Here is a 24307-nt window from a genome sequence, read left to right on the forward strand (position 1 = left end):
AACGGCTCGCAACTCTCTCCACTCTGCGCCGCCGGAAAGGCGGCCTCTGCTCCTGCCTCAAGTGCGGAAGCGCTTCGGCCGCCGGAGGCGTCGCCTTAGATGTCCAATGTGCGCTCAACTGGGCGCCGTTCGGGAATTTGCACGTGCGGCACCTTGCCGTCGATCCAGTCCTGAGACACGTACAGCCAACAGTAGCAGGCACCGTACTCTTCGATGTCGGGCTTCGCGTATTCGCAAGGGCAGACGATGTCGCGATCCTTTTGAGGGTCGCCTGTGGCAGGGCGACACGGACAGGTACGCAGGCGATAGCGCTCGCCGTTCTTCAACAAACCCTCAAGCAGGGGGCGCACTATTTCCCAATCTGGGTTGAGGATCAGCCCGCGCGTCGGCGCAAACCTTTTCAAGCTCTCGTAATACTGTTCCACTGTCATAGATCGAGGACCTCCTTCACCCCTTGGTAGTCTTCGCCAATCACCGCCATGTCGCCCACAACCAGCGTAGGGAACGACAGCCGTGGGTTAATGGGTTGGAGGAAACGCAACACCGGCCGCTTCTCCTCAGGCGGCAGCAAGTCATAGTCCACCACCTTCGCCTGCACCTTGTGTTCCTGCAGGAACTTCTTCATCCGCTGACAACGCGGACAGGTGCTCACAGCAAACAAAATGGGGATCCGATTGGCAACTTCTTGCTCGTACATGGGACCTCCCGGTTCTCTTCTCGGTAACCTTCCAAGCCTTACTTCAGTACCTCTTCCGTAGTGAACGCACGGTATGGACTCAACTGCTCTAAGATGTCGTCGAAGCGCCTGCTGCGCTCGGCGATGACTTCAGCCAGGATGAGGCCCAGGCCAGGGCCGAGCATGAAGCCCTGCCCGCACATCCCCACGGCCAGGAGGAGATTGTCCAACTCGTTGCTAAAGCCGACAATGGGAAAGCCGTCGGGCGTCATCGGGTACAGACCGCGCCACGTGCGCCGCACACGCAGATAGCGCAGCCTCGGGTAGAGGGCCACCATTCTGCGCACCACCAAGGGGAGGAAGGCCGAGGTGCAATCGCATTCCTTCCCCGGTATTGGAGGACAAGGGGTAATGCAGAAGACCACCTGGCCCTCTTTGTTCTGATAGAAGTAGTAGTTGGCCGACTCCTGGTCAGACCTGGTGTCCACTACCATAGGCCGAAACAGAGGTTGCACTGGCTCGGTAATTCCTGCCTCATGCGAGTCGGGGAAGACAGGAACATCGAGCCCGAGCAGAGCGGCGGTGTCTCTGGCATCGGCGCCGGAGGCATCGACCACCATGTTGCAAGGGTAGGTGGCCCGGTTTGTGCGCACTGCTATCAGGCGCCCGCCCTGGGTGCGGAAACCCACCACCTCCTCGCAGAACGAAAACTTGGCCCCTGCCTCGCGGGCCAGCTGGTAGTAGGCTGCCGCCACCTTCAATGGAGAGGCAGAGCCGTCCTCCGGGGAGTAGGTGCCGCCGCGCAGCCCCTGGCGATTGATACCAGGCACCAGCGCCTCCACCTCATCGGGCCCGATCCAGTCGATGTGCAGGCCAAACTGCTTCTGCATGGCCAGCAGGCTCCGCAGCGCCCGCTCTTTTGCCTCGTCATAGGCGGGGAAAAGGTAGCCTCCCTGCACCCAGTTCACGTCGATGCCATGCTCTTCCTTCATGTGGCGGATCAGGTCCAACGAGCGCAGACAGATCCTGATTTTCGCGGGATCAGAGTGTGTGGCGCGCATGCCGCCGATCGCCGCCTTGTTCTGCCCTCTCCCCGGTGAAGCCTCCCTGTCGATGACCCTCACTTTCAGGCCTTTGCGGGCCAGGTAGTTACTCAAGGGCAGCCCAACACTCCCTGCGCCAATGACGACCACATCTGCCGCGCTGTCCACGGCTCGCTCCTGCAGGATGATCTCCTTCCGGTTCAACGCTCCTCATTAAGGATCGCCGACATGGGTACTTCCACGGTGAGCGGTCTCACCGTCCCCTTAGTGACCCTCTCCCAATCGACGCCGGCCATGGCAAACGCTCGCGCCAATACCTGCGAGCAGTTCTTGCCCCCGCATGCGCCCATTCCCACGCGCAACACCTTCAGCTGGTTGACGTCGGTCACGTGGTGGGTCTTGATGAAATCGACCACTTCTCGCAACGTCACCATTTCGCAGTGGCAGACCACGCCGTCCTCGGGTGCATGGGTAAGAGAGGCGGTTGGCAGGGGCAAAGTGGCCTCCGGCGGTTGCACCCGTACGCCTGCCGCCAGAGGCCCATTGGCCAGCGAGACGCGCAACGTAACCAGGTGGGTCTTGTATTTCCTGTTGAATCGTATCCTCGTCACTTGGCCCATTTCCAGGAACTTTCCTTCTTGGTCCATTACGGGGAGCTGGTCTCCCGGGCCAAAGTTCGGAACAAATTCGTGCGGCATCACCACTTCTGCCCACTGCTCGTCGATCTGCCTGGCCAGGGTGATGGCCAGGCCCGGGCAAGCAGCAACGCACAGCATGCATCCTGAACACTCTCCGGAGTAGACGGGCGGGTCGAGGAGATTGCCCCTCTCTCCTCGCAAAGTGATTGCTCCCGTAGGGCAGACTGCGGCACAGGGGTCGCAAGGGATCTCCTCCACACAGTGGAGCACCGGTTGAAACTTGGGGCCCAGTATCGCAGCTTGCTTGGGATAGATCTTTCCTGGGGGGCTCTTCAGGATTTCCATCTTCTCGGCAAAGGAACCTTCGATGTGCACCTGGTCGCCGAGCATCCTGGCCATGCGCAGCCCGGCGATGCGCCCGCCGAACATCGCAGAGGAAGCCTCGGCGATCTCCTCTGCGTCTCCGGCCCTCACCACCCTGAAGCCAAAAGGCCGCGCCAGTTGATAGAATTCCTCGATAGGGCTCAACCCTACGGCAAGGAGGAGGGTATCCACTGCATAGGTGCGCGCCGTGCTGAGGATCGGCTGAAAGCGCTCATCCACTTGGGCAATGGTGAGGCGTTCTACTCTTCCTCTCCCTTCAGCCGAAAGGATAGTGTGCGAGAGGTAGATGGGAACCCCCATCCTCTTGACTTTGTCCTGGTGCACCTTGTAGCCGGCCACCTTTGGCAGGATGTCGGCAATGCCCACCACCTGCATGCCGGCTTGCAAGGCGTGGTAGGCAGCAACGAGCCCCACGTTGCCGCTGCCGATGATGAACAGCCTTTCCGCGGGGCGGACCAGGTCTCTGTTCACCAGAGTTTGGAAGGCTCCGGCGCCGTAGACGCCCGGCAGATGGTTACCCGGGAAGATCAGCCCCTTTTCGCGGGCGCCAGCGCTCACCACGAGGCCCTGGAAGCCCACAATCACGTAGTGGCGGCCGTCCACGAAGACGCCGGCCTTCTGGTCCTTGTAGACGCCGACCACGGACGCGTTGGTCATCACCGTGATGTTCGGCAGCTCCGCCACCTGTTGTGCCAAGAGCCGAGCGATGTCGATGCCGCGCGTGCCGGCGTAACAATCTTTTACCGAGCCGAAGAACTTGTGCGTCTGCAAGACCAGCTTGCCCCCCAACGCGGCCTTGTCATCCACCAGGAGCACGGAGAATCCCCTCTTGGCGAGCTCGATGGCGGCGGTCAGCCCGGACGGCCCACCGCCCACGACGAGCACGTCGCAGGCCACCACCTTCTTTTCCCAGCGGCCCAACGGCCGGTTGTCCTCCGGCAGCGCCGGTACGCCTCGCAGCGTGCGCACGTCCATTCCCTCGCGCAGAGGGGTAACACACGACTTTTGGGCCACACCGTCAATGAGCACGACACAGTGGGAACACTGACCATTGGCGCAGAAAATGCCTTGAGTGGTGTCTCCCCTCCTGTGCAGGGAAAAAGTCCAGACGCCATTGGCGATGAGGGCAGAGGAGACCATCTCGCCCTCGAAGCCGAAAAGTTCGGTGCCGTCAAAAGTAAAAGGAACCCTTCTTCGCTCGGCAGGGACCGGAAGGATGGGATGGTTTTCTATTCTGGCCATGCATTTCCTTGTGAGATGCCCAGTGCAGGTGCGGATTCTACATGCCACCGGAGATGAGCTGCCGCCGTACCTCGTCCACCATCATGTCGCGGTTGACCTTGGTGATTTCGTAGAGCTTAATAAAGGGCAGCTGCTTGATGCGATCGGCAAAAGGGTGACGTTGGGACATGATGGCGCCCAATACCGGTTTGCGGCCGTCCAGAGCCTTGGTGACGATATCTTTGAACTTTTTCGAAAAGAGCTCCATGCGCCCGATCTCGTCAATGATTACCAGGTCATCCTCCACCAGGGCCCTCTCCAGGGCGGTGACACCGATGCGGTGCAGGTCACGCAGGTTGACGAAATACTTGCCCACCCAGTATCGGCTCTTGAAATCCACATGGGCCAGTATCCCTCTTTCTCCGCGCAAGGAGACGACCTCAAAGCCGACGCGCCGCCCTTGCTCGCGAATCTCGTTGGTGATGAACCCGCCCGCCTTGAACGGCGTTCGCTCCAAAACCTTCTTGATAATGGTCGTCTTCCCCACCCCGGCTTCCCCTGTGAGGAGTATGACGGGCATAGATTTCATAGACATCCCTCATCCGTTAGTTCTCTCCCGCTTCCGCCTATGAGACCTTCACGTATTCCCGGAGAAACCTTCCCGTGTGCGATGTGGGGTGACGGGCCACTTCCTCAGGGGTGCCCGTTGCCAGCATGTAGCCGCCTTCGTCGCCACCCTCAGGCCCCAGGTCGATGACATAGTCCGCACATTTGATGACGTCCATGTTGTGTTCGATGACCAGCACGCTGTTTCCCGCCTCCACCAGCCGTTCGAAACAGGCCAAAAGCGTTGCCACGTCGTCGAAATGCAATCCGGTGGTAGGCTCGTCGAAGATATACATGACGTGCCTACCCGCGCGCTCTGCCAAATGCGCCGCCAGCTTTACCCGCTGCGCCTCGCCGCCGGAGAGGGTGGTGGCCGGCTGCCCGAGCTTGATGTAGCCCAGCCCCACATCCTGCAGAAGCTGCAGACGACGTATCACCTGCGCGTCGGCGGCGAAGAACTCGAGTGCCTCGCTCACCGACATCTCCAGCACTTCAGCGATGTTCTTTCCCCGGTAACGGATCTCGAGGATTTCCTTCCTGAAGCGTTTGCCGCCGCACACATCGCACTCCAAGAAGAGGTCGGCAAGGAATTGCATCTCCACCTTTACGGCGCCGGCTCCTTCGCATGCCTCGCACCTGCCGCCGGGCACATTGAAGGAGAAGGCCCGCGGCTTGAGGCCCTTGATGCGCGCCTGCCGAGTTTCCGCAAAGGCGCGGCGAATGGGGTCCCAGGCCTTGACGTACGTCGCGGGGTTGCTGCGCGGCGTACGTCCGATGGGGGACTGGTCGACCAGGACGACATCGTCAAGGTAGTGCACCCCTCGCAGGCCCGCGTGAGCACCGACCGGCCGCTGCCACTTACCGAGGTGCTTCATCAATGCGGCGTAAAGTACATCGTACACCAGAGAACTCTTGCCAGATCCCGACACGCCGCTTACCACCACAAAGAGTCCCAGCGGAATGCGCACATCGATCCCTTTGAGGTTGTGCTGACGGGCGCCCAGCACCTCCAGCCAGCGTCCATCTGGATGCCGCCGCCGGTCGGGCAGGGTAATCTGCTTGTTGCCGCGCAAGTAGGCACCGGTGAGCGAGTGGCCATCGTCGCGGATGCCCGCGTAGGTCCCCTGGTAGACGATCTGGCCGCCGTGTGCCCCTGCCCGCGGCCCCAAATCGCAGATAAAGTCGCTCACAGCCATCATGTCCCGGTCGTGTTCCACTACGACCACCGTGTTGCCAATATCGCGCAGCGCCCTGAGGATGCTAATGAGGCGGCGGGTATCCCGGGGGTGAAGGCCGATGGTCGGCTCGTCCAGCACATACAGTGTGCCCACCAGCTTGGCACCCAAGGCGGTCGCTAAGTTGATGCGCTGGTACTCGCCGCCGGAGAGGGTGGCAGTGCGGCGGTCCAAAGTCAGGTAGCCCAGTCCCACGTCGTCGAGGTAGGAAAGGCGATTGCGCAGCTCCCGGAGGATCTGTCCTGCCACCTGCTGCTCGAATGGCGGAAGCTGCAGCTCGTCGAAAAAGCGGCGCGCCTGTGCCAGGGTCATGCGGACGATGTCGGCGATGGTCAGGCCACCCACCCGCACATAGAGCGCCTCCGGCCGCAAACGACTGCCGTGGCAGTCAGGACACTGCACGTAGCCGCGGTAGCGGCTCAAGAAAACCCTCACGCCGATCTTGTAGCGTTTGCCCTCCAGCCACGAGAAGAAGCCGTTTATCCCCGGGTAGCCATTCACGCCTTCCCAGACCAGGCGGCGCTGTTCGGGAGTGAGACGCTCATATGGCGCCCCCACGTCGATTCCCTGTCGCGGGGCGATTCGCAGCAAGTCCAGGAGCAGTTCCCGGTGGGTAGGGGTATTCCAGGGAGCAATGGCCCCTTCCGCCAGGCTCTTCTGCTTGTCGGGGATGACCAGGTCTTCGTCGATGGTGATGATGTCCCCGAACCCCTTGCAGGTCTTGCACGCGCCGTACGGATTGTTGAAGGAAAAGAGGCGGGGCTGCGGCTCGACAAAACTCAAACCACAGCGGGCACAAGCGTAGGCCTGGCTGAAACGACGCACCTCGCCGGTGGATAGATGGGCCTCTGCCCTGCCGCCCCCTTCGGCAAAGGCCAAGCCTATGCTGTCCGCCAGGCGCTCCCGCACGCCCTGCTTGATGGTGAGGCGGTCGACCAGCACGGTCAATACAGCCGCCGAGCGAGGAGCCCGCTCCAAAGGCACCACCTGGCCGTCGATCAGCAGACGGCGAAAGCCCTTGCTGGCCAGGATCTCAATATTCTGATCACAATCCAGTTCGGCTGAGCATGGAAAAGCGATGTAGAGGCTGGTGCCGAGGGGGAGCTCCATGAGCTCATCCACCACGGATTCTACGCGGTCGCGGCGCACTTCGTGGCCGCATTGCGGGCAGAAGGTGCGTCCGATGCGCGCAAACAGCAGGCGCAAGTAGTCGTGGATTTCAGTGGCCGTGGCGACAGTGGAGCGGGAGGTGCGCGTGGGGTTCTTCTGCTCGATGGCCACTGCCGGCGGGATGCCACGAATCTCGTCCACATCTGGGCGGTCCATGCGCTCGAGGAACTGGCGGGCGTAAGCGGAGAGGCTTTCCACGTAGCGCCGTTGTCCCTCGGCGTAAAGGGTATCGAAGGCAAGGCTTGATTTGCCAGAGCCGGAGACCCCAGTGATGACGGTAAGCTTGTTCCGCGGCAGATCCAAGGAGATGTTCTTCAGATTATGCGTGCGCGCACCGCGGATCGAAATGGGTGTTGGCATCGACTCGTCTATACCATATTGATTGCGCCTGAGCGCCTAATTTATCAAAAGAGGAGAAAAGATGCAAGCGCTTTGCGCGCCTGCCGGCTGGGGGTCGAGCAAGGAAACACGGTCCACCGCTGAGATATTCTCTCGGGCCCATGAAAGGGACTGCGCCTTGCCCCGACTCCTGCGGCATGCGCATCAACATGCGGTCTCTTCTCCGTCCCCTCTGCGCCACATGGGCAAGAGGCCTATCCTTGCCAACACGGCATTGAAGCCCAACGCAGCAAGGACTCCGGCCAGCGCAGTGAAAAGTTGCCAGGTGGTCAGCACGAGGACAAGCGAGGGGGACAATTTGGTGCCCAAGACCACCGGGAGAATGAGTCTCACGCCCAGCGTGAGCCAGAGATACTTGGCCAGCGCCGCTGCCACCACCGCCACAGTGCCGGGTAGCACCCCAGGGGAGGCAGGTAGCCGCCGCCACAGTCGACACACACTTGCGTATGCGCCGACAAGAAGCCCGTTGCCCAGCGCAATGACCGGCACTGCCGGACCAAGCGCCGGTGGAAGCAGTCCTCGCAGCAGGGCGACCACCGGCGTGACGCACCCGAGGCCCAGCGCGGGTACCCACCCGACAAGGGCTACCGTGAGAACAAGCATGGCGTTCACGAACGGGCCGGTGAACGGTTGCGGAAGACCGGCAGCCTGGCCTGCCACCGTCAGGGCAGCCAGCAAGGAGAGCCGTGCCAGCACCTTTGAACGCTTCATCGCCCGCCCACCTTTCCGAGAAAGCGGAACGCCAAAGGTTCAATGAGGCCTCGAGATACCCGACGTACCCCCGCAGCTATCGGTCCCTTGCGCTGAGGGGGCCCCACCGCGGGAGCGCCTCGCCCTTGAGGCAGGGAAAATTCTCCTTGAAAATCGCAGTGGCGATTTGTATACTTCACGGCAGTGTTTCGGACCTCTCTGGGCACGCGATGAAGCACTCCAAGAGCTCACACGCCGGACATGTCCCTTTGCGCACTTGCGTGGGTTGTCGCCAAGTGCGCGAAAGGTGGCGCCTGCTGCGCATCGTCAGAGCCAGCGACGGTTCGGTGGCCGTGGATGACCAGGGCACGGCACCTGGCCGTGGTGCATATGTGTGCCGGAATGCCGCGTGCGTGCAGCTTGCTCGCAAGCGGCGCGCTCTTGACCGATCGTTGCGCGCCCACGTGCAGGAGAGCGTCTACGACACGCTGACCAAAATGGTCGGGAGTGACGATGCTGCTTGCTGAGTTAGGCATTGTCGGCCTTGCCCAGCGAGCTGGCAAGGTGGCCGTCGGCCGCGAGGCGGCACGCACGGCCATCCTCCGCCACCGTTGCCGAGTGCTCCTCCTGGCACAAGATGCGCCCACCAGGGTGCGTACTCGCCTCGCCGCCCTGGCCGCAGAGTCGCAAATACCCATCGTGGAGGTGGTCAGCAAGGTCGCGCTGGGGGAGCGACTGGGGTACCCAGAGGTTGTCGCGGCTGCGGTGTGTGACCAGAGCTTCGCTGAGGGCATCATCAGCAAGTGCCTCCGCGCGTCGGTTGGGAGCGCTTCTGCAGGAGCACAAGCAGCGGATACCCCAGAGCACAACAGGCAATAGCCTCCCCCGCGGCGATGTACAAGACCGTAAGCCAGTACGGCATGCCGGCGATGCGGTGGAGATAGAGGCTTACGCCAAAGGCATTGCAAAGGATAGGCGGCAGCGGTGCCAGCCACGCCTTGCCGGTGCAGCGTAGCAGGTAAGTGAGGCAGGCGGCAACCAGAGAGATGAAGCTGCCGCCGAAGATGTCCACCGGGCCCAGGCCACCAAAGACATTTGCCACCATGCAGCCGAAGTAAAGGCCTGGAATTGCCCAAGGGGTGACAAAGGGGAGCACGGTGAGCGCCTCGGCCACCCGCACCTGCAGCGGACCATAGCTGATGGGCGACAGCACCACGGTGAGCGCCGCGTACAGGGCGCCGATAATCCCAGCCGTCGCAATCTGTTTGCTTGTCACTGTCCTCTTTGGACGCGAATCCAAATCTCAGGAACCTCCCAATTCGATGATGCGCCGGACACAACTTGCTCGTGATCAGTCAAGGAGCGCTACGGCCAGGACTGCGCAGGTCGTGCGCCTGCTGGAGGCAGCATTTGGCGAACCGCGCTGGCGCGGCCCAGCCGACCCTTTAGAGGTGCTCATCCGCACGATCTTGTCGCAGAATACCAACGACCGCAACCGCGACCGCGCCTACGAAGCCTTGCGAGCTCGCTATCCGCGCTGGGAAATGCTGCTCGAAGCGCCGGCCGCCGAGGTGGCCGCTACCATCCGTCCCGCCGGCCTGAGCAATCAGAAAAGTGTGCGTATCAAGCAGATCCTTTCGTGGATACGCCAGACGTACGCCGCCCTCGACTTGCGGGCAATCTGTGCGCTACCACGCGAACAAGTGGAGGAGACTTTTCTGAAGCTCAACGGCATTGGCATCAAGACCATCAGTGTCGTACTCATGTTTGCTTGTGGACACGACGTCTTTCCGGTGGACACGCACGTGCATCGCATCTGCGCGCGCTTGGGCCTGGTGCCAGAAGGCGCCAGCGCCGAAAAGACGCACTACCTCATGCAGCCGCTGGTGCCGAAGGGCAAGGCTTACTCGCTGCACATGAACCTCTTGCGCCTGGGCAGGACCATCTGTCGTGCCCGCAAGCCGGCCTGCCAGCTCTGTCCGTTGCGTGCGGTCTGCCCCTATCCCGCAGAGGCTACGACGTGACCTGTTCGCCTCTTCCCCCAGGGCCGCAGCCAACGCCTTTTTCCTCCCGTCGCCCGCCGAGGGGGGCCATCGAGAACCTGCAGCCCGCGTCTCTCGGCCCTGATCCGTCCAACGTGGAGCCCCAGCCGGCGGAAGGGGCAAGGTCCCCCTTCCGCCGGACGGGACCTGGCGCACTTCGTTCCCGCCGCTATCTATTCTCCTCACCTGTCCCAGGGGCTTCATCGGCCTTAGCCATGGTGATGCCCGTGTACCCGTAGAACATCGACACCACCGGATTGGAGAGGTTAAGAAACGCAAACGGGAGGTAGACCAGGGGACTCACCCCAAGGGTGGCATGCATAAAGGCCCCGCAGCTATTCCAGGGGATCAAGGGCGAGGAAAGCGTCCCGGAATCCTCCAAACAGCGGGATAGGTTCTTTGGGTGGAGCCCCATGCGGTCGAAGGCGTCCTTGTACATCCTGCCCGGGATGACGATGGCCAGGTATTGGTCGGAAGCGATGGCGTTCATGCCGATGCAGCTGAAGAGCGTGGTCGCCACCAAGGAGCCTGTGGTGCGCACGCGGCGCAGGAGCGCCTCGGCAATGGTGGCCAACATGCCAGTCTTTTCCATGATGCCGCCAAACGACAGAGCGCAGATGATGAGCGCCACGGTCTCCATCATGCTCACCAGCCCGCCCCTGGTGAGCAGTTCATCGACCACGGCGACACCGGTTTGGGAGACATAGCCGCGGTGGGCGGCGCCTACCACGGCAGAAAGTGACGCCGACTGCGCCGCCAGCGCGCAAATTCCACCCATGGCCGTGCCAGCCAACAGCGCCGGCAATGGCGGCACACGTCTTATGACCATCACAATCACCAAGCAAGGCGGCAAGAGCAGCAGAGGGTGAATAAGAAACGCACCTCGCAGGGTGCTCAGGATGAGGCTGACATTTTGGGTGTCCAGGGTGCCTCCCCGGAAGCGGAGGCCGAGCACCGTGTACAAGACCAGGGCAATCGCATAGCTGGGTGCGGTGGTGTAGACCATGTGGCGCACGTGGGAAAAGATGTCCGTCCCTGCCACGGCCGGCGCAAGATTCGTGGTGTCCGAAAGCGGCGACATTTTGTCGCCAAAGTAGGAACCCGAGATAATGGCTCCAGCCACCATGGGCAGGGGGACTCCGAGGCCGTGCCCCACACCGATCAGCGCCACCCCCACAGTCCCTGCCGTGGACCAGGAGGAGCCGGTGCCCAGCGAGACGATGGCGCAGATAATCAAGGTGGCGACCAGAAAAACGGATGGCGAAAGAAGCTGCAGGCCGTAGTAGATCATCGTGGGCACCACCCCGCCGAGGAGCCACGTGCCGATGAGCGTGCCCACCACCATGAGGATGAGGATGGCGTCCAAGGCCAAGGTGATGCCCAGCACCATCCCCTGCTGGATTTCCCTCCACGGGTAGCCGTGCGCCACGGCGATGATGGCCGCCACAACCGCCGCGCAAATCAACGGCACGTGCGCGGACTGTTTGAGCACCACTATGGTAAAGGACAGGGCCACCACCAGGAACACCACTGGAACCAACGCTAACCCCAACCTGATCCGTCTGCTCTTTTCCGCCATGCCGGCTCCCGAGCTCAGGGTTGTTCTCCAGACATGCCCCAACGTCCGTTCGCAGCCGCCAGTGCCGGGCTCATCGGCCATTCCCTTCTTCTCTCCCCTCTTCGCCGCCTATCAGAATCGGCAGGGATAAAGCCGAGCTCATCGCCACTCTAAAGTGGTCACTCCTCGCACACTGGAAAGCTTCTCCAAAAAACCAGACCCGCCGGAGCGGGTGGTGCCCCGCAGGCGAAAGATGACCTGAGCCACCCCTGCCTTTGGCTTGAGAACATACTGCGTGTCCTGGATGCGCAGCCCTTCCCGTGAAAGAATCTCGCGAAAGGCCCGCTCAGCCTCATGCCGCTCGGTCATGGGAACCACCACCCGCAAGCAGCGATAAACCACGTGCGCAAAACGGTGCTCGAAGCGGTCCAGCACGATGAGGACGAAAAGCGCTATCGCCGTGGCCACCACACTGAGCAAGTAGAACCCCTCGCCAATAGTGATGCCCAGCGCAGCCACGAACCAGAGACACGCGGCAGTGGTCAGCCCCCGCACAAAGTCACCCGATTTGATGATGGAGCCGGCGCCAAGAAAGCCGATGCCAGTGATGATGCCCGCGGCGATTCTACCGGGGTCGACGGTTATCCTCGCCAACAGGCTCCCTTCCGGGCTCACACTGGCCAGGCCGCGAGCTGTGAGCATGATCATCGTCGAGCCCACACACACCAGGGCATGGGTGCGCAGCCCGGCAGGACGCCCGTGCAGCGCCCGCTCGAAACCCACCGTTGCCCCCAACACCACGGCAAGAAGCATCTGCAACACGGCGACCAGTTCAAACGGCAAAGATAGCATGGCTCACTCCTCGCCATTAGCCCTAATCTGTCTTTGCAAGCCAAGAGGCTGCCGCAGCGACTCGCGCCTCCTCCCTTGCTAAGCTGCCAGCTCGCGACGCAAGAACATGCCGGTGTAGGAAGATTCCACCTTGGCCACCTGTTCCGGAGTACCTGCAGCGACCACATAGCCGCCCTCATCTCCCCCCTCGGGACCAAGGTCGATAATGAAGTCAGCTCCCTTGATGACGTCCAGATGGTGCTCGATCACGACCACGGTGTTCCCCATGTCCACCAGGCGGTTCAGGACGTTGAGCAACATCTTGATGTCCTCAAAATGAAGGCCCGTGGTCGGCTCATCCAGGATGTAGAGCGTGCGGCCAGTGCTCACCTTGGAAAGCTCGGCAGCAAGTTTCACGCGCTGCGCCTCCCCTCCGGAGAGGGTGGTGGCCTGCTGGCCAAGGCGGATGTAGCCCAGGCCGACATCGTGCAATGTCTGCAACTTGCGCCTTATCTTGGGGATGTTGGCGAAAAACTCAAGCGCCTGCGTCACGGTCATGTCCAGCACATCAGCAATGGAGCGGCCCTTGTACCTTATCTCCAACGTCTCGCGATTGTAGCGGCGCCCCTTGCACACCTCGCAAGTCACGTACACATCGGGCAGGAAGTGCATCTCGATTTTGATGATGCCGTCTCCTTGGCAGGCTTCGCATCTCCCGCCCTTCACGTTGAAGCTGAACCTGCCCGGGCGATAGCCGCGGATTTTCGCCTCCGGAATCTGCGCAAACAGGTCCCGGATCAGGCTGAACACACCCGTGTAGGTGGCAGGGTTCGAGCGCGGCGTGCGCCCTATGGGCGATTGGTCGATATCGATGACCTTGTCAATGTGCTCTAACCCCTCGATGCGGTCATACGGGAGCGGCTGCTCCTTGCTGCGGTAGAGCTCCCTGCTTAGCACCCGAAACAAGGTTTCGTTGACCAGCGTGCTCTTTCCCGAGCCGGATACACCGGTGATGCAGACGAACATGCCCAGGGGGATGCCCACGTCGATGCTCTTGAGGTTGTTCCCCCGCGCGCCGCGGATCGTCAGGAAATTGCCGTTGCCTGGGCGGCGCCTGCTGGGGACCGGAATGGAGCGCCTGCCGGCCAAATAGTCACCGGTAATGGAACCGTTGCTTGCTCGAATGACCTCGGGGGGCCCGGCTGCCACTACCCTCCCCCCGTGCTCACCAGCGCCCGGGCCAAGGTCAAGGATATAGTCGGCGTGCTCCATGGTCTCGCGGTCGTGCTCGACCACCAGCACCGTATTGCCCAGGTCGCGGAGTTGCTCTAAGGTGGAAATCAAGCGGCGGTTGTCACGCTGATGGAGCCCCACCGAGGGCTCGTCCAGTATGTAGAGCACCCCCACCAGCTGGGAGCCGATCTGCGTGGCCAGACGGATGCGCTGCGCCTCCCCCCCCGACAGGGTGCCCGCTGCCCTGTCGAGGGTCAGGTAGTCCAGCCCCACGTTGAGCAAGAAGGTGAGCCGCTCGCGGATCTCCTTCAGAATCTGACGGGCGATCTCCATTTCCCGGGCGCTGAGCTGCAGAGAATCGAAAAAGTGCAGCGCCTCCTTGATGGACATCGTGGTGATGGCATGGATGTTGTGCTCGCCGATGCGCACCGCCAAGCTCTCCTTCTTGAGCCGCGCTCCGCCGCATTCCGGACACTGCACCGCACGCATGAAACCCTCGATCCACTCCCGCACTGCTGCAGATTCGGTCTCCCTGTAGCGCCTCTCCAGATGCGGGGTGACGCCCTCGAACTTGCCGGTGAAGGAGCTTTCGCGCTGCCCGGTGGAGCTGCGATACTTGAAGTGGATTTCCTTTTCCCCGAGGCCATAGAGGAGAGCGTCGCGCTGCTGGCGAGTCAACTCCCTGACCGGTGTGTCTAGGGCGAAGTGCAGATGGTGGGCCACGCCAAGGAGCAAAGCCCGATACCAACCGTCGCGCAGGTCCTTCCAAGGGGCGATGGCCCCCTGGTTGAGGCTGAGTGCGTCGTCGGGAATGACCAGCGCCGGGTCGACGACCATGCGCTCGCCCAAGCCATTGCACGTGGGACAGGCGCCGTAGGGACTGTTGAAGGAAAACTGGCGCGGCGCCAGCTCTTCGTACGAAATGCCGCATTCCACGCAGGCATAATGCTCGCTGAAAAGCAGTTCCTGCTCGCCGAGCACATCTACCAGCACCATTCCGGAGCCGAGACCCAAGGCGGTCTCCACCGAGTCAGTGAGGCGGGAGGCGATCTGGGGGCCGATGACCAGCCTGTCCACGACCACCTCGATGTTGTGCTTCTTGTTCTTGTCTAACTTGATCTTGCTCTCCAGGTCATAGACCTTGCCATCGATCCGCACCCGCACGTAGCCGTCGCGGCGGGCCTCTTCGAACACCTCGCGGTATTCGCCCTTGCGCCCGCGCACGATCGGTGCTAAGACCTGAATCTTCTGTCCGAGTGGCAGGGCGAGGATAGCCTCGACGATCTGCTGCACGGTCTGCCGCTGAATGCGTCGCCCGCACTGGTAGCAGTACGGCACGCCGATGCGCGCAAAAAGGAGGCGCAGGTAGTCATAGATCTCGGTTATTGTGCCCACCGTGGAGCGTGGGTTCTTGCCAGCGGTACGCTGCTCAATGGAAATGGCCGGCGACAGCCCCTCGATATAGTCCACATCGGGCTTTTCCATGAGGCTGAGGAACTGCCGGGCGTATGCCGAGAGCGACTCCACATACCGCCGCTGCCCCTCGGCATAGATGGTGTCGAAGGCCAGCGACGACTTGCCAGAACCGGACAGGCCGGTAATGACCACCAGCTTGTTGCGCGGGATCTCGAGGTCGATGTTCTTGAGGTTGTGCTCCCGCGCCCCGCGAATTATGATCGAGTCCTTTTCAGCCATATGACGTGCGAAAAACCTCACCTTCCTCTTTTGTCCAGGCATGCAATATACAAAAACGGCAGGCAATTGTAAAGGGAAAAGTCCCTGTTGGAGGAAAAGAGGTTGACTCTCATGAGGGCCTTTGCTACATTTATCGCCGTCACATCTGTAATTGTCGCAAGCCGAACAGCTACTTCCGGAGGTGTCACAGCCTGAGACACGTGCCCACCCCATCCTGACCTGCAGAGTACAGAGGGTCGGTGGCCTGAAAATTGCAAGTCGAAAGGCACACACTTCGCACAGGCAAAAAGGGAAAGGAGACAATGCGCCGCCACTTCCAAACCTACGCATGGTGTTGCACCGTCTTCGTGGTCCTTTCTTGGGGAACTGCCCGCGCTGGAGACATTCTCAGCATCGATGGCACCAGGTTCCGCCTTGACGGCAAGCCATTCGACATGTGGGGTGTGCGCGTGCCCAACGCGCTGTGGGACGACGCCACCGTGCAGGCATGCATCAACGAACTACCCACCTACCTCTCCTACGGCGTCAACACAATCTACGTGAACCTGCAAGGGTGCTGGCCGGGTTTCGATCGCAATGTCGACCCCAACACTGGCAAGTACTACGACTCCAGCACCTTCAATCCGGATGGCTCGCTCCGGCCGCAGTATCTTGCGCGTCTGCAGCGGCTTCTTGAGGCCACGCGCAATCAGAACATGGTGGTCAACATCTGCTACTTCTACCAGCGCCAGTGCCGGCGCGCGGCCACCACCCCTTACCTTGACCACGACCACTTTGTGGACAATGCAGCCATTTTCCGCGCGATGAGGAACATCACCGAGTGGTTGAAACCCTATCGTCACGTGTTCATCGATGTGGCAAACGAGTTTGGGCATGAGGCCTACGACTATGACGATGTCTTTCCCTGGAACGGCACGGACAAGTGGCCCACTGCGCTCGTACTCCAAAAAGCAAAGCTGCTGGTTGACAGCGTGCACGCCGTTGATCCCAACCGCATCTGCGGAGTGAGTCCGTGGTCCAACTGCGGCGCCCTGGAGGTCTCCTCGGCGGACGTGTGGTTCTACCACGGTTCAGGGATATCACGAACGCCCTCACGGCACGACCGGCCGATAATAAACAACGAGTCGTGGCACGCTCCGGCCTATAGGGTGGGCGATCCTGGCATCAGACTCGACGGGGTCTACACCGAGGACCAAAAGGACATGCTGAAGAACGAGCCGGTTCAGCAGTACAACATGGGCTATTTCTGGTTCTGGCACAGCGGCTGGTTGCTGATGTACCCATTTCGTTTCGACGTCGGAGGGGATGGCACCGAGCAAGACCCAGGCGACCGCTGGATGTTCGAGCATATCCACCAATTCCGCTTCAAGGTCACGCTCTCGGACCTCGATGCCGAAGTTGCAGATGGCAAAGTCCACCTTTCGTGGAAGGCCGAGACAAGGCTCGAGAACACGCGCTTCAACGTGTATCGGTGTGCCGAGCCGTTTTTCTCGCTGGGCGGCCCCCTGGTGGTCAAAGTGGGTGCGGCGGTGGCCGACCAAGACCCGGCAACCCAGGCTATCGACTGGAGCGAGGCGGCGGAAGGTTTCCTCGGCAATCCTGCGCAAAACGCTTTCTACGCCATCACCGCCACGCATGGTGGACTGGAGTCGGCCCTGTACGGCTACGCGGGCGAGCTCGACTTTCCCCTCGTGATTACCGCCGGCACCGATTTCAATGCCGTCGCACTTCCCTTCGCTCAACAGACTCCATTTACTGCTGCGGACCTGGTCGCTCGTTTTCCCTGCATCAATTCAGTGGCCTGCCTTGACCCGGAAAGCGGACAGTTCCAGCAGTATGCCCCGCAGCTCCCTGCGACGAACTTTCTCCTGAACCCTGCTGAGGCACTGTTAGTGAATGCTACCGCTCCGGGGGTAATGAGCTTAGCTGGCGCTCTGGTCAATGGGAGCTACCAGCTTAAGGCATCGCTCCAGGGGCGCCTCAACACCATTGTGCTGCCCTTCAGCAAGCGGCACCTGACCAAGGCCTCGGACTTGTTGGCCAACATCCCGCGCTGTACCCAGGTCGGAAGGTGGAATCCCGAAGCGCAGGCGGTCGAATTCTACCAGCCTTCGCAACCCGCCAGCAACTTCACGCTGATCCCCGGCTGGCCTTACTTTGTGCGCGTGAGCCAGGACGTCACCTGGCCGTGAGGAGGAAAGAGAAGATGACACGTGGGACGCATTGTGCGGTGCTGCTGGCGACGGCTGCCGTGCTGCTGAGCTGCAGCGAGGTTCTCAGGGCGCAAGTGCCCCATCTGGTCTACGGCGAAGTTCGTGCCAGCGACGGCAGTGTGCCGGCAGCGAGCCAAGTGACCTTCGAAGCATTCATCCAGAACCGTCCCGGGGAGATGCTGACAGACAGCGCTCCAGGCCAGACCGGCCTGCTGCCGGAGACTTCGCCTCTGATCTGGATGGTGCAGTGTGCCGACTTCCCAACGCCGTGGTCGATCGGCGACCTCCTGGTGGTAAACGTCCGCAGCCAACTCACTGGAGAGTCTGCCTCTGCCGAGGTTCTGCTCACCTCGGACCCATACCAGGACGCGGGCATCCTGCCCCTGCCTCTTCACCTGGTCCTGCTGGAGGCCGCGTGGCAGGACGAGGGTGTGCTGGTGAGATGGCAGACCACTGACGAAGTCGATTGCATGGGCTTTGACCTTTGGCGGGCTGAGCAAGGAAAACAGGGCTGGGTGCGCCTCAACGCGAGCCTGCTCCCCGCCGTGGGAGGCATAGGCCGCCGGCAAGAGTACCGCTACCTCGACCAGGAAGCGCCGCGCCGAACACGATGCCACTACCGCCTTGAGGAAGTTGCCAGAAACGGTGTGCGGACTGTCCTGGGTACCGTGAGCGTGGAAACGCCCGGCCTCCTGCCAACCGCTTTCCGCCTCTCGCCGGCGTTCCCCAATCCCTGTCGTGGGGCAACGCGCATCTCGCTGTCGTTGGCACGAGAGTCATCGGCGCGGGTGGCGATAGTAGACCTGCGTGGCGCGCTGGTCAAGGTGCTGGCAGAAGGGTCGTTGCCACCTGGGGAGCACGGCCTGACCTGGGACGGCAAGGATCAGCATGGGCGCGAGCTCCCTGCAGGCATTTACTTCTGCCGCGTGACGGCCGGCGGTGAGCACCGCGTGGAGAAGATTGTCTTGACCAGGTAGAACACTCAGGGACGCAGTTGCTCTTTGAGGCGCTTCTTGAGCATCTCGCGGGCGCGGAAGATGCGGGCCTTCACCGTGCCCAACGGCACGTTGAGAATCTGGCTAATCTCCTCGTAGGAGCGATCTTCACTGTGGCGAAGGATGATGCAGATGCGATACCTTTCGGGCAGACTGGCGATGGCCTCCTCGATGATTCTCGTGCGCTCCTTGGCCAGCAGCGTGCGTTCAGGGGTGGCTGAAGCGTCGGCAAACTCGCGGGGGATCTCGCCGTCCTTGGCCTGGATGGGATGCTCCAAGGAACAGGTGGCAAGTTTTTTCTTGCGGAAGTAGTCGATGCAGTTGTTGATGGCGATCTTGTAGAGCCAGGTGGAGAAGGCGTACTCTTCGTTAAAGTTCGCCAGGGCGGCAAAGGCCTTGATGAAGGTCTCCTGCACGAGGTCTTCAGCCTGTAGCCGATTCCGGACCATGCGATAGACGACACTGAAGATGGGCCCACGGTAGCGTTCCATGATGCGGCGATATGCTGCCTGATCACCGCCCAGCGCGCGCTTGATGAGGATGGAGTCGGGTAAGCCGCTTCTCTTCACGCTTTGGCCCTCAGAGGTTGCCCGAAAATAGTGGAAAAATGCCAAACAATCAAGGGGATTTTGGACGGCCGCGCCAGAAAGCGGGAATGGCTGGGGGCCGAGCGCGCTGCCAGATAACGGCTGGCGCAAGAGCCAGCGAGGAAAGGAATTCCGGTGCCCACTTTGAGGCGATTTTTCCTCTTGACAAAGAAGGAAAATCTTCTATATTTGTCACCGGTGACTTGGCGCTTTAGCTCAGTCGGTAGAGCAACGGACTGAAAATCCGTGTGTCCCCAGTTCGATTCTGGGAGGCGCCACTCCCAGGCCCTGGGTGCCAGCTCAGGGCCTTCTTCATTAGGCGCCAAACACGCTGGGTGATGCAGAAGGTGTGGGCTGGGTGTGGCGCGCATCGCAGGATGCGCTACCCAAGCGCTGACACATAACGAGCTGTCCTGGCGGAGAGGGCCAACGTCCACCGCAGTTTCACAACGCCGGCATCGGCAAGCAATAGGGCTCATGGTCATCCTCCTCATTGGAGGGGCCATCCGGCTTTACAGGCTCGGCGCCTGGAGCTGCTGGATCGACGAGCTCTACACCTTTGAGCGCCCACAGCAGCCGTGGGGCAACAACCTTTCCTATCCCTTTCTCCTTTTGAGCCGCGTTTCCCTTGAGCTCTTTGGCCATAGTGCCTTCGCCCTGCGTCTGTTCCCTTGCCTCTTCGGCATCCTCGCACTGCTGGCAATCTACGCACTGGCGCGGCACCTGTTTGACGCCCGGGTGGCAATGGTCGCGCTGCTCTTTGCCACCTTCTCGCCATGGCACATCTACCTCTGGCAGTTTGCCAGGGCTTACTCGGCGGTCATCCTCTTCTCCCTACGTGCCCTCTTCTGCCTGCACCGTTTCGCGCAAAAAGGGCCCCCTGCCGACCTGGCGCTCTTCCTTGACCTGTTTTTCCTGGGCTTCTTCTTCCACAACACCGCCGCCTTTGTCCTCGTTACTGCCCTCGTCTTCATGCTCACGGCCCACTTCTTTCCCCCCCGACCACAGGCGGAGGTGGCAAAGCGTGCGGCCCTTGTCACTGCAGTAGTAGCGGTTTTGGGACTATTGTTCTTCCCCAGCTTTCTCCGGTTTGCAGCACATTGGCGCGAGAAGCAGATGGCCTCAGGCTACTGGGGGGCCACGCCTGCTGGCTTTGTGCTGAGAGTCGGCTATCACTTGACCCCCAGTTTAGGGGTGGCCGCCTTGTTGGGGATGGGTCACCTGCTGGCAATACGCCGGCGCGAAGGGGCCTTGCTGGCAAGTTACGCACTCATCGGACCCGTGGCCCTCGTGCTTGCTGCCGCATGCCGAGTCAACGTCAGCGCAAAGTACGTCTCCTGCACGCTCCCAGCTTTTTGCATTGCCGCCGCCTACTTTGTGGCTCATCTGGCGAGTGGCGCACAGGGGAAGAAAGTTGCCTGGGCAGGGATCGCTGCGCTGGTGCTCATTCCTTCATTGGAGACTTGCTACGGCTACTTCACTCACGGCTGGGGCAACCGCGACCGGCTGCAGGAGGCGATCTGCTATGTGCACGAGCAGGCGGCAAAGGAAGATGTCATCGTGCCTCTGTATTTCTTCAAGGACCCCGCTGAGGCGCGCTTCTACGTTGTCGGCATTGCGCAGTTGAAGGGAATTGCGCTGGACAGCAGTCGCATCTACGTGCCGCGGCAAGAAGAGGACCTGCGGACCCTTCCTCGCGCGTGGGTGCTCACCGTAGGCAAGACCGTCCCGCCGGAACGCCCTCACATGTATCGTTGGTTGACAGCGTCTTCCCACCTTGTGGCGGAATTCCCTGCTCTCCGCGGGGTGCAGGATAATGCAGTCAGGGTCTATTTCCATGACACCCAGTAGGGTTCCATGCGAAGCCATTTTTTCCCCCAGCGCCTTGCGAGGCCAGGATTGTCCAGGCAGTCTGAGGCCTGGGGCCATCCGCGCGGCAAGTTGGCGAACAAGGCGGAGGAGGTGAAAATGCCGAGAACCTGCACAATTTTCTTCATTGCTCTGTTCGCGCTCCCTTCCCTCGCGCAGCGCCAAGGCGTCCTTGCCCCGTTCGAGGCCTTCATCGAGCGTGGCGAGTTTGCCAAGGCACAGAGCGAAATGAGAATGGCGCTTGCCCAACACCCCGACATGCCGGCCTTGGAACGCTTGACTCTGGAGTTCGAAATCGAGAGGCTGGACCGCATTCGCAAGGACTTTTGCAAGACAAAGGAGGAGGTGGTCGACTACATTCGCCTGTACATCCCGACGGTGGGCGATGCAGATCTGGAACACTGGGAAAAGGAGCGCTCGTTGGAGTGCATGATAATCGACGGCCAGAAGTGGTACTTTGCCAGGGCGGCCAGCAACCTCTTCCGCATCGACAAGGAGGCACGACGCATCAAGGAGGCCTACGATCGCACCCATGGCCTGCTTCCCAAGAGGGGCTATAGCTACGAGCAGGACGCGGCGGAGATCATCCACGCAAGCGAAACCTTGGGGTGCCGGCTCGTGAAGCCGAAGCGCTTCCGCATCACCTACACCATTCGGGTTCATCCCGATGCCGTCCCTGCGGGGGAGACGATCCGCGCCTGGCTTCCGTTTCCGCGGGAGGGCAATCGCCGCCAGCGGCACATCCGCATAGAGCAAGCAAGCCCCGACACCTACATAATCGCCGACAATGAGCGCTATCCGCAGCGGACTGTCTACATGGAGCAGAAGGCGGTCGCCGGGCAACCCACCGTCTTCCAGTACCGTTTCTCTTTCACCTCGTATGCCGAGTACAACAACATCGACCCTGCTCGCGTACAACCCTACGACACCTCCTCGGCATTGTACAAGGAGCACACCCGAGAGGTGCCGCCGCACATCGTCTTCACCGAGGAGTTGCGGGCAGTCTCGCGCAGGATTGTCGGCAACGAGACCAACCCTTACCTGAAAGCCAAGAAAATCTTCGCCTGGGTGGATGAGTGGGTGCCCTGGGCAGGGGCACGAGAGTACTCCACCGTGCGCAACATCCCCATGTACGCCTATCAGGAGCGGCATGGGGACTGCGGGATGCAGACGCTCCTTTTCATGACCCTGGCGCGCATGAATGGCATCCCCGTCCACTGGCAGTCCGGCTACGAAATGATGCCCGGCCAAGAGTCTATGCACGACTGGTGCGAGATGTACTTGGAACCGTACGGCTGGGTGCTGGTCGACCAGTCGTATGGCCTCAAGGAGTCAAAAGATGAGCGCGTCCGTTGGTTCTGCCTGGGCAATACCGATGCTTACCGCTGGATCGTGAACGACGACTTTTCGCAGCCGCTCTATCCAGCCAAGATCTACCCGCGCAGCGAAACCGTAGATTTTCAGCGGGGCGAAGTGGAGTGGCGCGGGGGCAACCTCTATTTCGACTCTTGGGACTATGACTGGCAGGTAGAGCGATTGGACTGACAATGCGGGACGTCGGCGGCGCGAGGCGTCGAGGCAATGCGCCCCTCCCGCCTGCGCGACCCGAGGGAAGGCCACTTTCGCCAGCTTTTTGGCTTGCAAATGTTGCAACATTTTCGTAAATTGGCATTCGCCGTGTGCCACTAAGGACAGCCATAATTTTCAGCAACTACGGAGGGAGCCGCCTTGTTAGAGCGTGTTCATGAGGCGATGTACCACGTGATGCCAGATGGCACCGAGAAACAGATCCACCCCTTCACCGGTACCGAGGTCTGGGCCATCCCCGGACGAAGGCACAAGCCCATAGCCAACGAGCGACCCAAGACTGCCAAGAAGCTTGAGATTCACACGCCTGAGGACTACTGCAACTTCTGCGAAGCAAACTACTTGAACACTCCCCCAGAGAAGGGTCGCCTGGTGCGCAAGGACGGCGGCTACTACGCTTTGGAGAGAATCGACCCAAGCCAGCTCTTTGCTACGGACGCCGAGTTCCGGCGCATTCCCAATCTCTTCGAAATCGTCAGCGTAGACTACTGGAAGAAGAACCACGACTATCGGCTGAGCGAAAAGAACCTCGCCTGGAAGCAACGCTACCTTTCCAGCAAAGAGGGGCTGGCTCATGTGCTGCACATGGTGGACATGAAGCTGAGCATGAGCGGCTACGCAGAGGCCCAGCTGCGCAGCATGTCCGCGGATGAAAAACTGGAATACTCGGATGCCTTCTTTGGCGGCTGCCACGAGCTGCTCATCTACCGTCGCCATTACATCCCCGGGGCGCAGTACGATTCGGACTCTTTTTCCTCCGGCATGCTCACTCCCGACGAGCACTTCTGGTACTTCAAGTTCACCATTGCCGCCATGGAAGACATCTACGACCAGAACCGCTACGTGCGCTACGTGAGCGTCTACCAGAACTGGCTGCGCCCGGCTGGCGCATCGTTCGACCACCTGCACAAGCAACTGGTCGGTCTGGACGAATGGGGCGTCTCGGTGGAGCGCGAACTGCAGCTTGCCCACGCCAGCCCCAACATGTACAACGAGTACGCCGCCAATTTCGCCTCCTACCAGAACCTGGTGGTTGCCGAGAACCCCTTTGCCATGGCCTTCGTCGACTTAGGTCATCGCTATCCCACCATCGCCATCTATTCAAAGAGCCAGCACTGCAAGCCGAGCGAGCACACCGACGAAGAACTGCGCGGCTTCAGCGACATCGTCCATGCCATTCACGCGGCCATGGGGAACCAGCTTTCCTGCAACGAGGAGTGGTACTACATGCCGCGCGACGCGATCATCCCCATGCCGTGGCATGTGCTGATCAAGTGGCGGGTCAATATCCCTGCGGGATTCGAGGGCGGTACCAAGATCTACGTGAACCCCTTCCGGCTGAAGGACCTGCGCGACATGATTGTGCCGCGGCTATTCGAAGTGCGGGACAAGGGCCTGATCGCCGGCGTGTGTATCGCACAAGAGTGTGAAGTCAAACCAAACTCCCTGAAATACTATCTGAACGGCCGCTGCTGAGCAGCCGCAGAGCAGGTCTGTCTGCCCAGGGTCCCGCACACGGGGCCCTGAAGATGAACCACAATCCCCGAAAACGAGCAGAGGGGGCTAAGCCCCGAAGGTGGTGCCGCGCAGCGGCAGGGGATGCTTCGCCCATGCGCTGATTTCCGTTCATTTTTC

The 24307-nt window shown here is 61.1% G+C and carries 19 protein-coding genes and 1 tRNA gene; 8 read left to right on the plus strand and 12 right to left on the minus strand.

Translation table 11 applies throughout. The annotated features are described in order from the left end of the window. Positions 1-95: 95 nt before the first annotated feature. The 7 genes from NUW13_01805 to NUW13_01835 form a co-directional block, all read right to left on the minus strand. Entirely contained in the window at positions 96-431 is a 336-nt protein-coding gene (locus tag NUW13_01805; GenBank protein ID MCR4437763.1) for a ferredoxin:thioredoxin reductase, read from the minus strand. Then, on the minus strand, positions 428-697 hold the full coding sequence (locus NUW13_01810) for a glutaredoxin family protein (GenBank protein ID MCR4437764.1): 270 nt from the start codon (positions 695-697) through the stop codon (positions 428-430). Before NUW13_01810 ends, NUW13_01805 begins: the two co-directional genes overlap by 4 nt. Before the next feature lie 38 nt (positions 698-735). Then, complete coding sequence (locus tag NUW13_01815) at positions 736-1923, minus strand: FAD-binding oxidoreductase (GenBank protein MCR4437765.1); 1188 nt, start codon at positions 1921-1923, stop codon at positions 736-738. Then, positions 1920-3983, minus strand: a complete 2064-nt coding sequence (locus tag NUW13_01820) for an FAD-dependent oxidoreductase (protein MCR4437766.1) — start codon at positions 3981-3983, stop codon at positions 1920-1922. Before NUW13_01820 ends, NUW13_01815 begins: the two co-directional genes overlap by 4 nt. A gap of 37 nt (positions 3984-4020) precedes the next feature. Beyond that, positions 4021-4551 carry an NTPase gene (locus NUW13_01825; GenBank protein MCR4437767.1) on the minus strand — a complete coding sequence of 177 codons (531 nt, stop codon included), beginning with the start codon at positions 4549-4551 and terminating at the stop codon, positions 4021-4023. Between the two features lie 37 nt (positions 4552-4588). Then, entirely contained in the window at positions 4589-7333 is a 2745-nt protein-coding gene (gene uvrA / locus NUW13_01830; GenBank protein ID MCR4437768.1) for an excinuclease ABC subunit UvrA, read from the minus strand. 183 nt (positions 7334-7516) lie between these two features. Next, positions 7517-8083, minus strand: coding sequence for an ECF transporter S component (locus NUW13_01835; protein ID MCR4437769.1), 567 nt, complete (start codon positions 8081-8083; stop codon positions 7517-7519). Between the two features lie 209 nt (positions 8084-8292). On the opposite strand from NUW13_01835, the gene NUW13_01840 reads away from it, so the two are divergent. After that, positions 8293-8589, plus strand: a complete 297-nt coding sequence (locus NUW13_01840) for a YlxR family protein (GenBank protein ID MCR4437770.1) — start codon at positions 8293-8295, stop codon at positions 8587-8589. A 269-nt stretch (positions 8590-8858) separates the two neighbouring features. Here the strand turns inward: NUW13_01840 and NUW13_01845 are convergent, their stop codons facing one another. Then, the gene (locus NUW13_01845) at positions 8859-9338 is read right to left on the minus strand and encodes a QueT transporter family protein (GenBank protein MCR4437771.1); all 480 of its coding nucleotides are present in this window, start codon (positions 9336-9338) and stop codon (positions 8859-8861) included. A gap of 46 nt (positions 9339-9384) precedes the next feature. Between NUW13_01845 and NUW13_01850 the strand changes: the two genes are divergently transcribed. Then, positions 9385-10086 carry an endonuclease III gene (locus NUW13_01850; protein ID MCR4437772.1) on the plus strand — a complete coding sequence of 234 codons (702 nt, stop codon included), beginning with the start codon at positions 9385-9387 and terminating at the stop codon, positions 10084-10086. Between the two features lie 187 nt (positions 10087-10273). On the opposite strand, the gene nhaC is transcribed toward NUW13_01850, so the two are convergent. From nhaC to uvrA (NUW13_01865), 3 genes are all read right to left on the minus strand, one after another. Further along, positions 10274-11683 (minus strand): Na+/H+ antiporter NhaC, encoded by a 1410-nt coding sequence (gene nhaC / locus NUW13_01855; protein ID MCR4437773.1) that lies wholly within the window; start codon positions 11681-11683, stop codon positions 10274-10276. 138 nt (positions 11684-11821) lie between these two features. Then, on the minus strand, positions 11822-12514 hold the full coding sequence (locus NUW13_01860; protein ID MCR4437774.1) for an MgtC/SapB family protein: 693 nt from the start codon (positions 12512-12514) through the stop codon (positions 11822-11824). Positions 12515-12592: 78 nt separating this feature from the next. Further along, positions 12593-15421, minus strand: coding sequence for an excinuclease ABC subunit UvrA (gene uvrA / locus NUW13_01865; GenBank protein MCR4437775.1), 2829 nt, complete (start codon positions 15419-15421; stop codon positions 12593-12595). Positions 15422-15723: 302 nt separating this feature from the next. Between uvrA (NUW13_01865) and NUW13_01870 the strand changes: the two genes are divergently transcribed. Continuing rightward, positions 15724-17613 (plus strand): hypothetical protein, encoded by a 1890-nt coding sequence (locus tag NUW13_01870; protein ID MCR4437776.1) that lies wholly within the window; start codon positions 15724-15726, stop codon positions 17611-17613. 14 nt (positions 17614-17627) lie between these two features. After that, the gene (locus tag NUW13_01875) at positions 17628-18611 is read left to right on the plus strand and encodes a T9SS type A sorting domain-containing protein (GenBank protein MCR4437777.1); all 984 of its coding nucleotides are present in this window, start codon (positions 17628-17630) and stop codon (positions 18609-18611) included. Between the two features lie 5 nt (positions 18612-18616). Here NUW13_01875 and NUW13_01880 read toward each other — a convergent pair whose 3' ends face one another. Next, the gene (locus tag NUW13_01880; protein ID MCR4437778.1) at positions 18617-19198 is read right to left on the minus strand and encodes a sigma-70 family RNA polymerase sigma factor; all 582 of its coding nucleotides are present in this window, start codon (positions 19196-19198) and stop codon (positions 18617-18619) included. A 223-nt stretch (positions 19199-19421) separates the two neighbouring features. Between NUW13_01880 and NUW13_01885 the strand changes: the two genes are divergently transcribed. From NUW13_01885 to NUW13_01900, 4 genes are all read left to right on the plus strand, one after another. After that, positions 19422-19494, plus strand: a tRNA-Phe gene (locus NUW13_01885). A gap of 199 nt (positions 19495-19693) precedes the next feature. Beyond that, entirely contained in the window at positions 19694-21067 is a 1374-nt protein-coding gene (locus NUW13_01890; GenBank protein ID MCR4437779.1) for a glycosyltransferase family 39 protein, read from the plus strand. Between the two features lie 117 nt (positions 21068-21184). Next, the gene (locus NUW13_01895; GenBank protein MCR4437780.1) at positions 21185-22630 is read left to right on the plus strand and encodes a transglutaminase domain-containing protein; all 1446 of its coding nucleotides are present in this window, start codon (positions 21185-21187) and stop codon (positions 22628-22630) included. Positions 22631-22813: 183 nt separating this feature from the next. Then, complete coding sequence (locus NUW13_01900) at positions 22814-24148, plus strand: DUF4921 family protein (protein ID MCR4437781.1); 1335 nt, start codon at positions 22814-22816, stop codon at positions 24146-24148. Positions 24149-24307: the final 159 nt, after the last annotated feature.

Source organism: candidate division KSB1 bacterium (assembly GCA_024655945.1).
Lineage (GTDB): Bacteria > Zhuqueibacterota > Zhuqueibacteria > JANLFK01 > Oleimicrobiaceae > Oleimicrobium.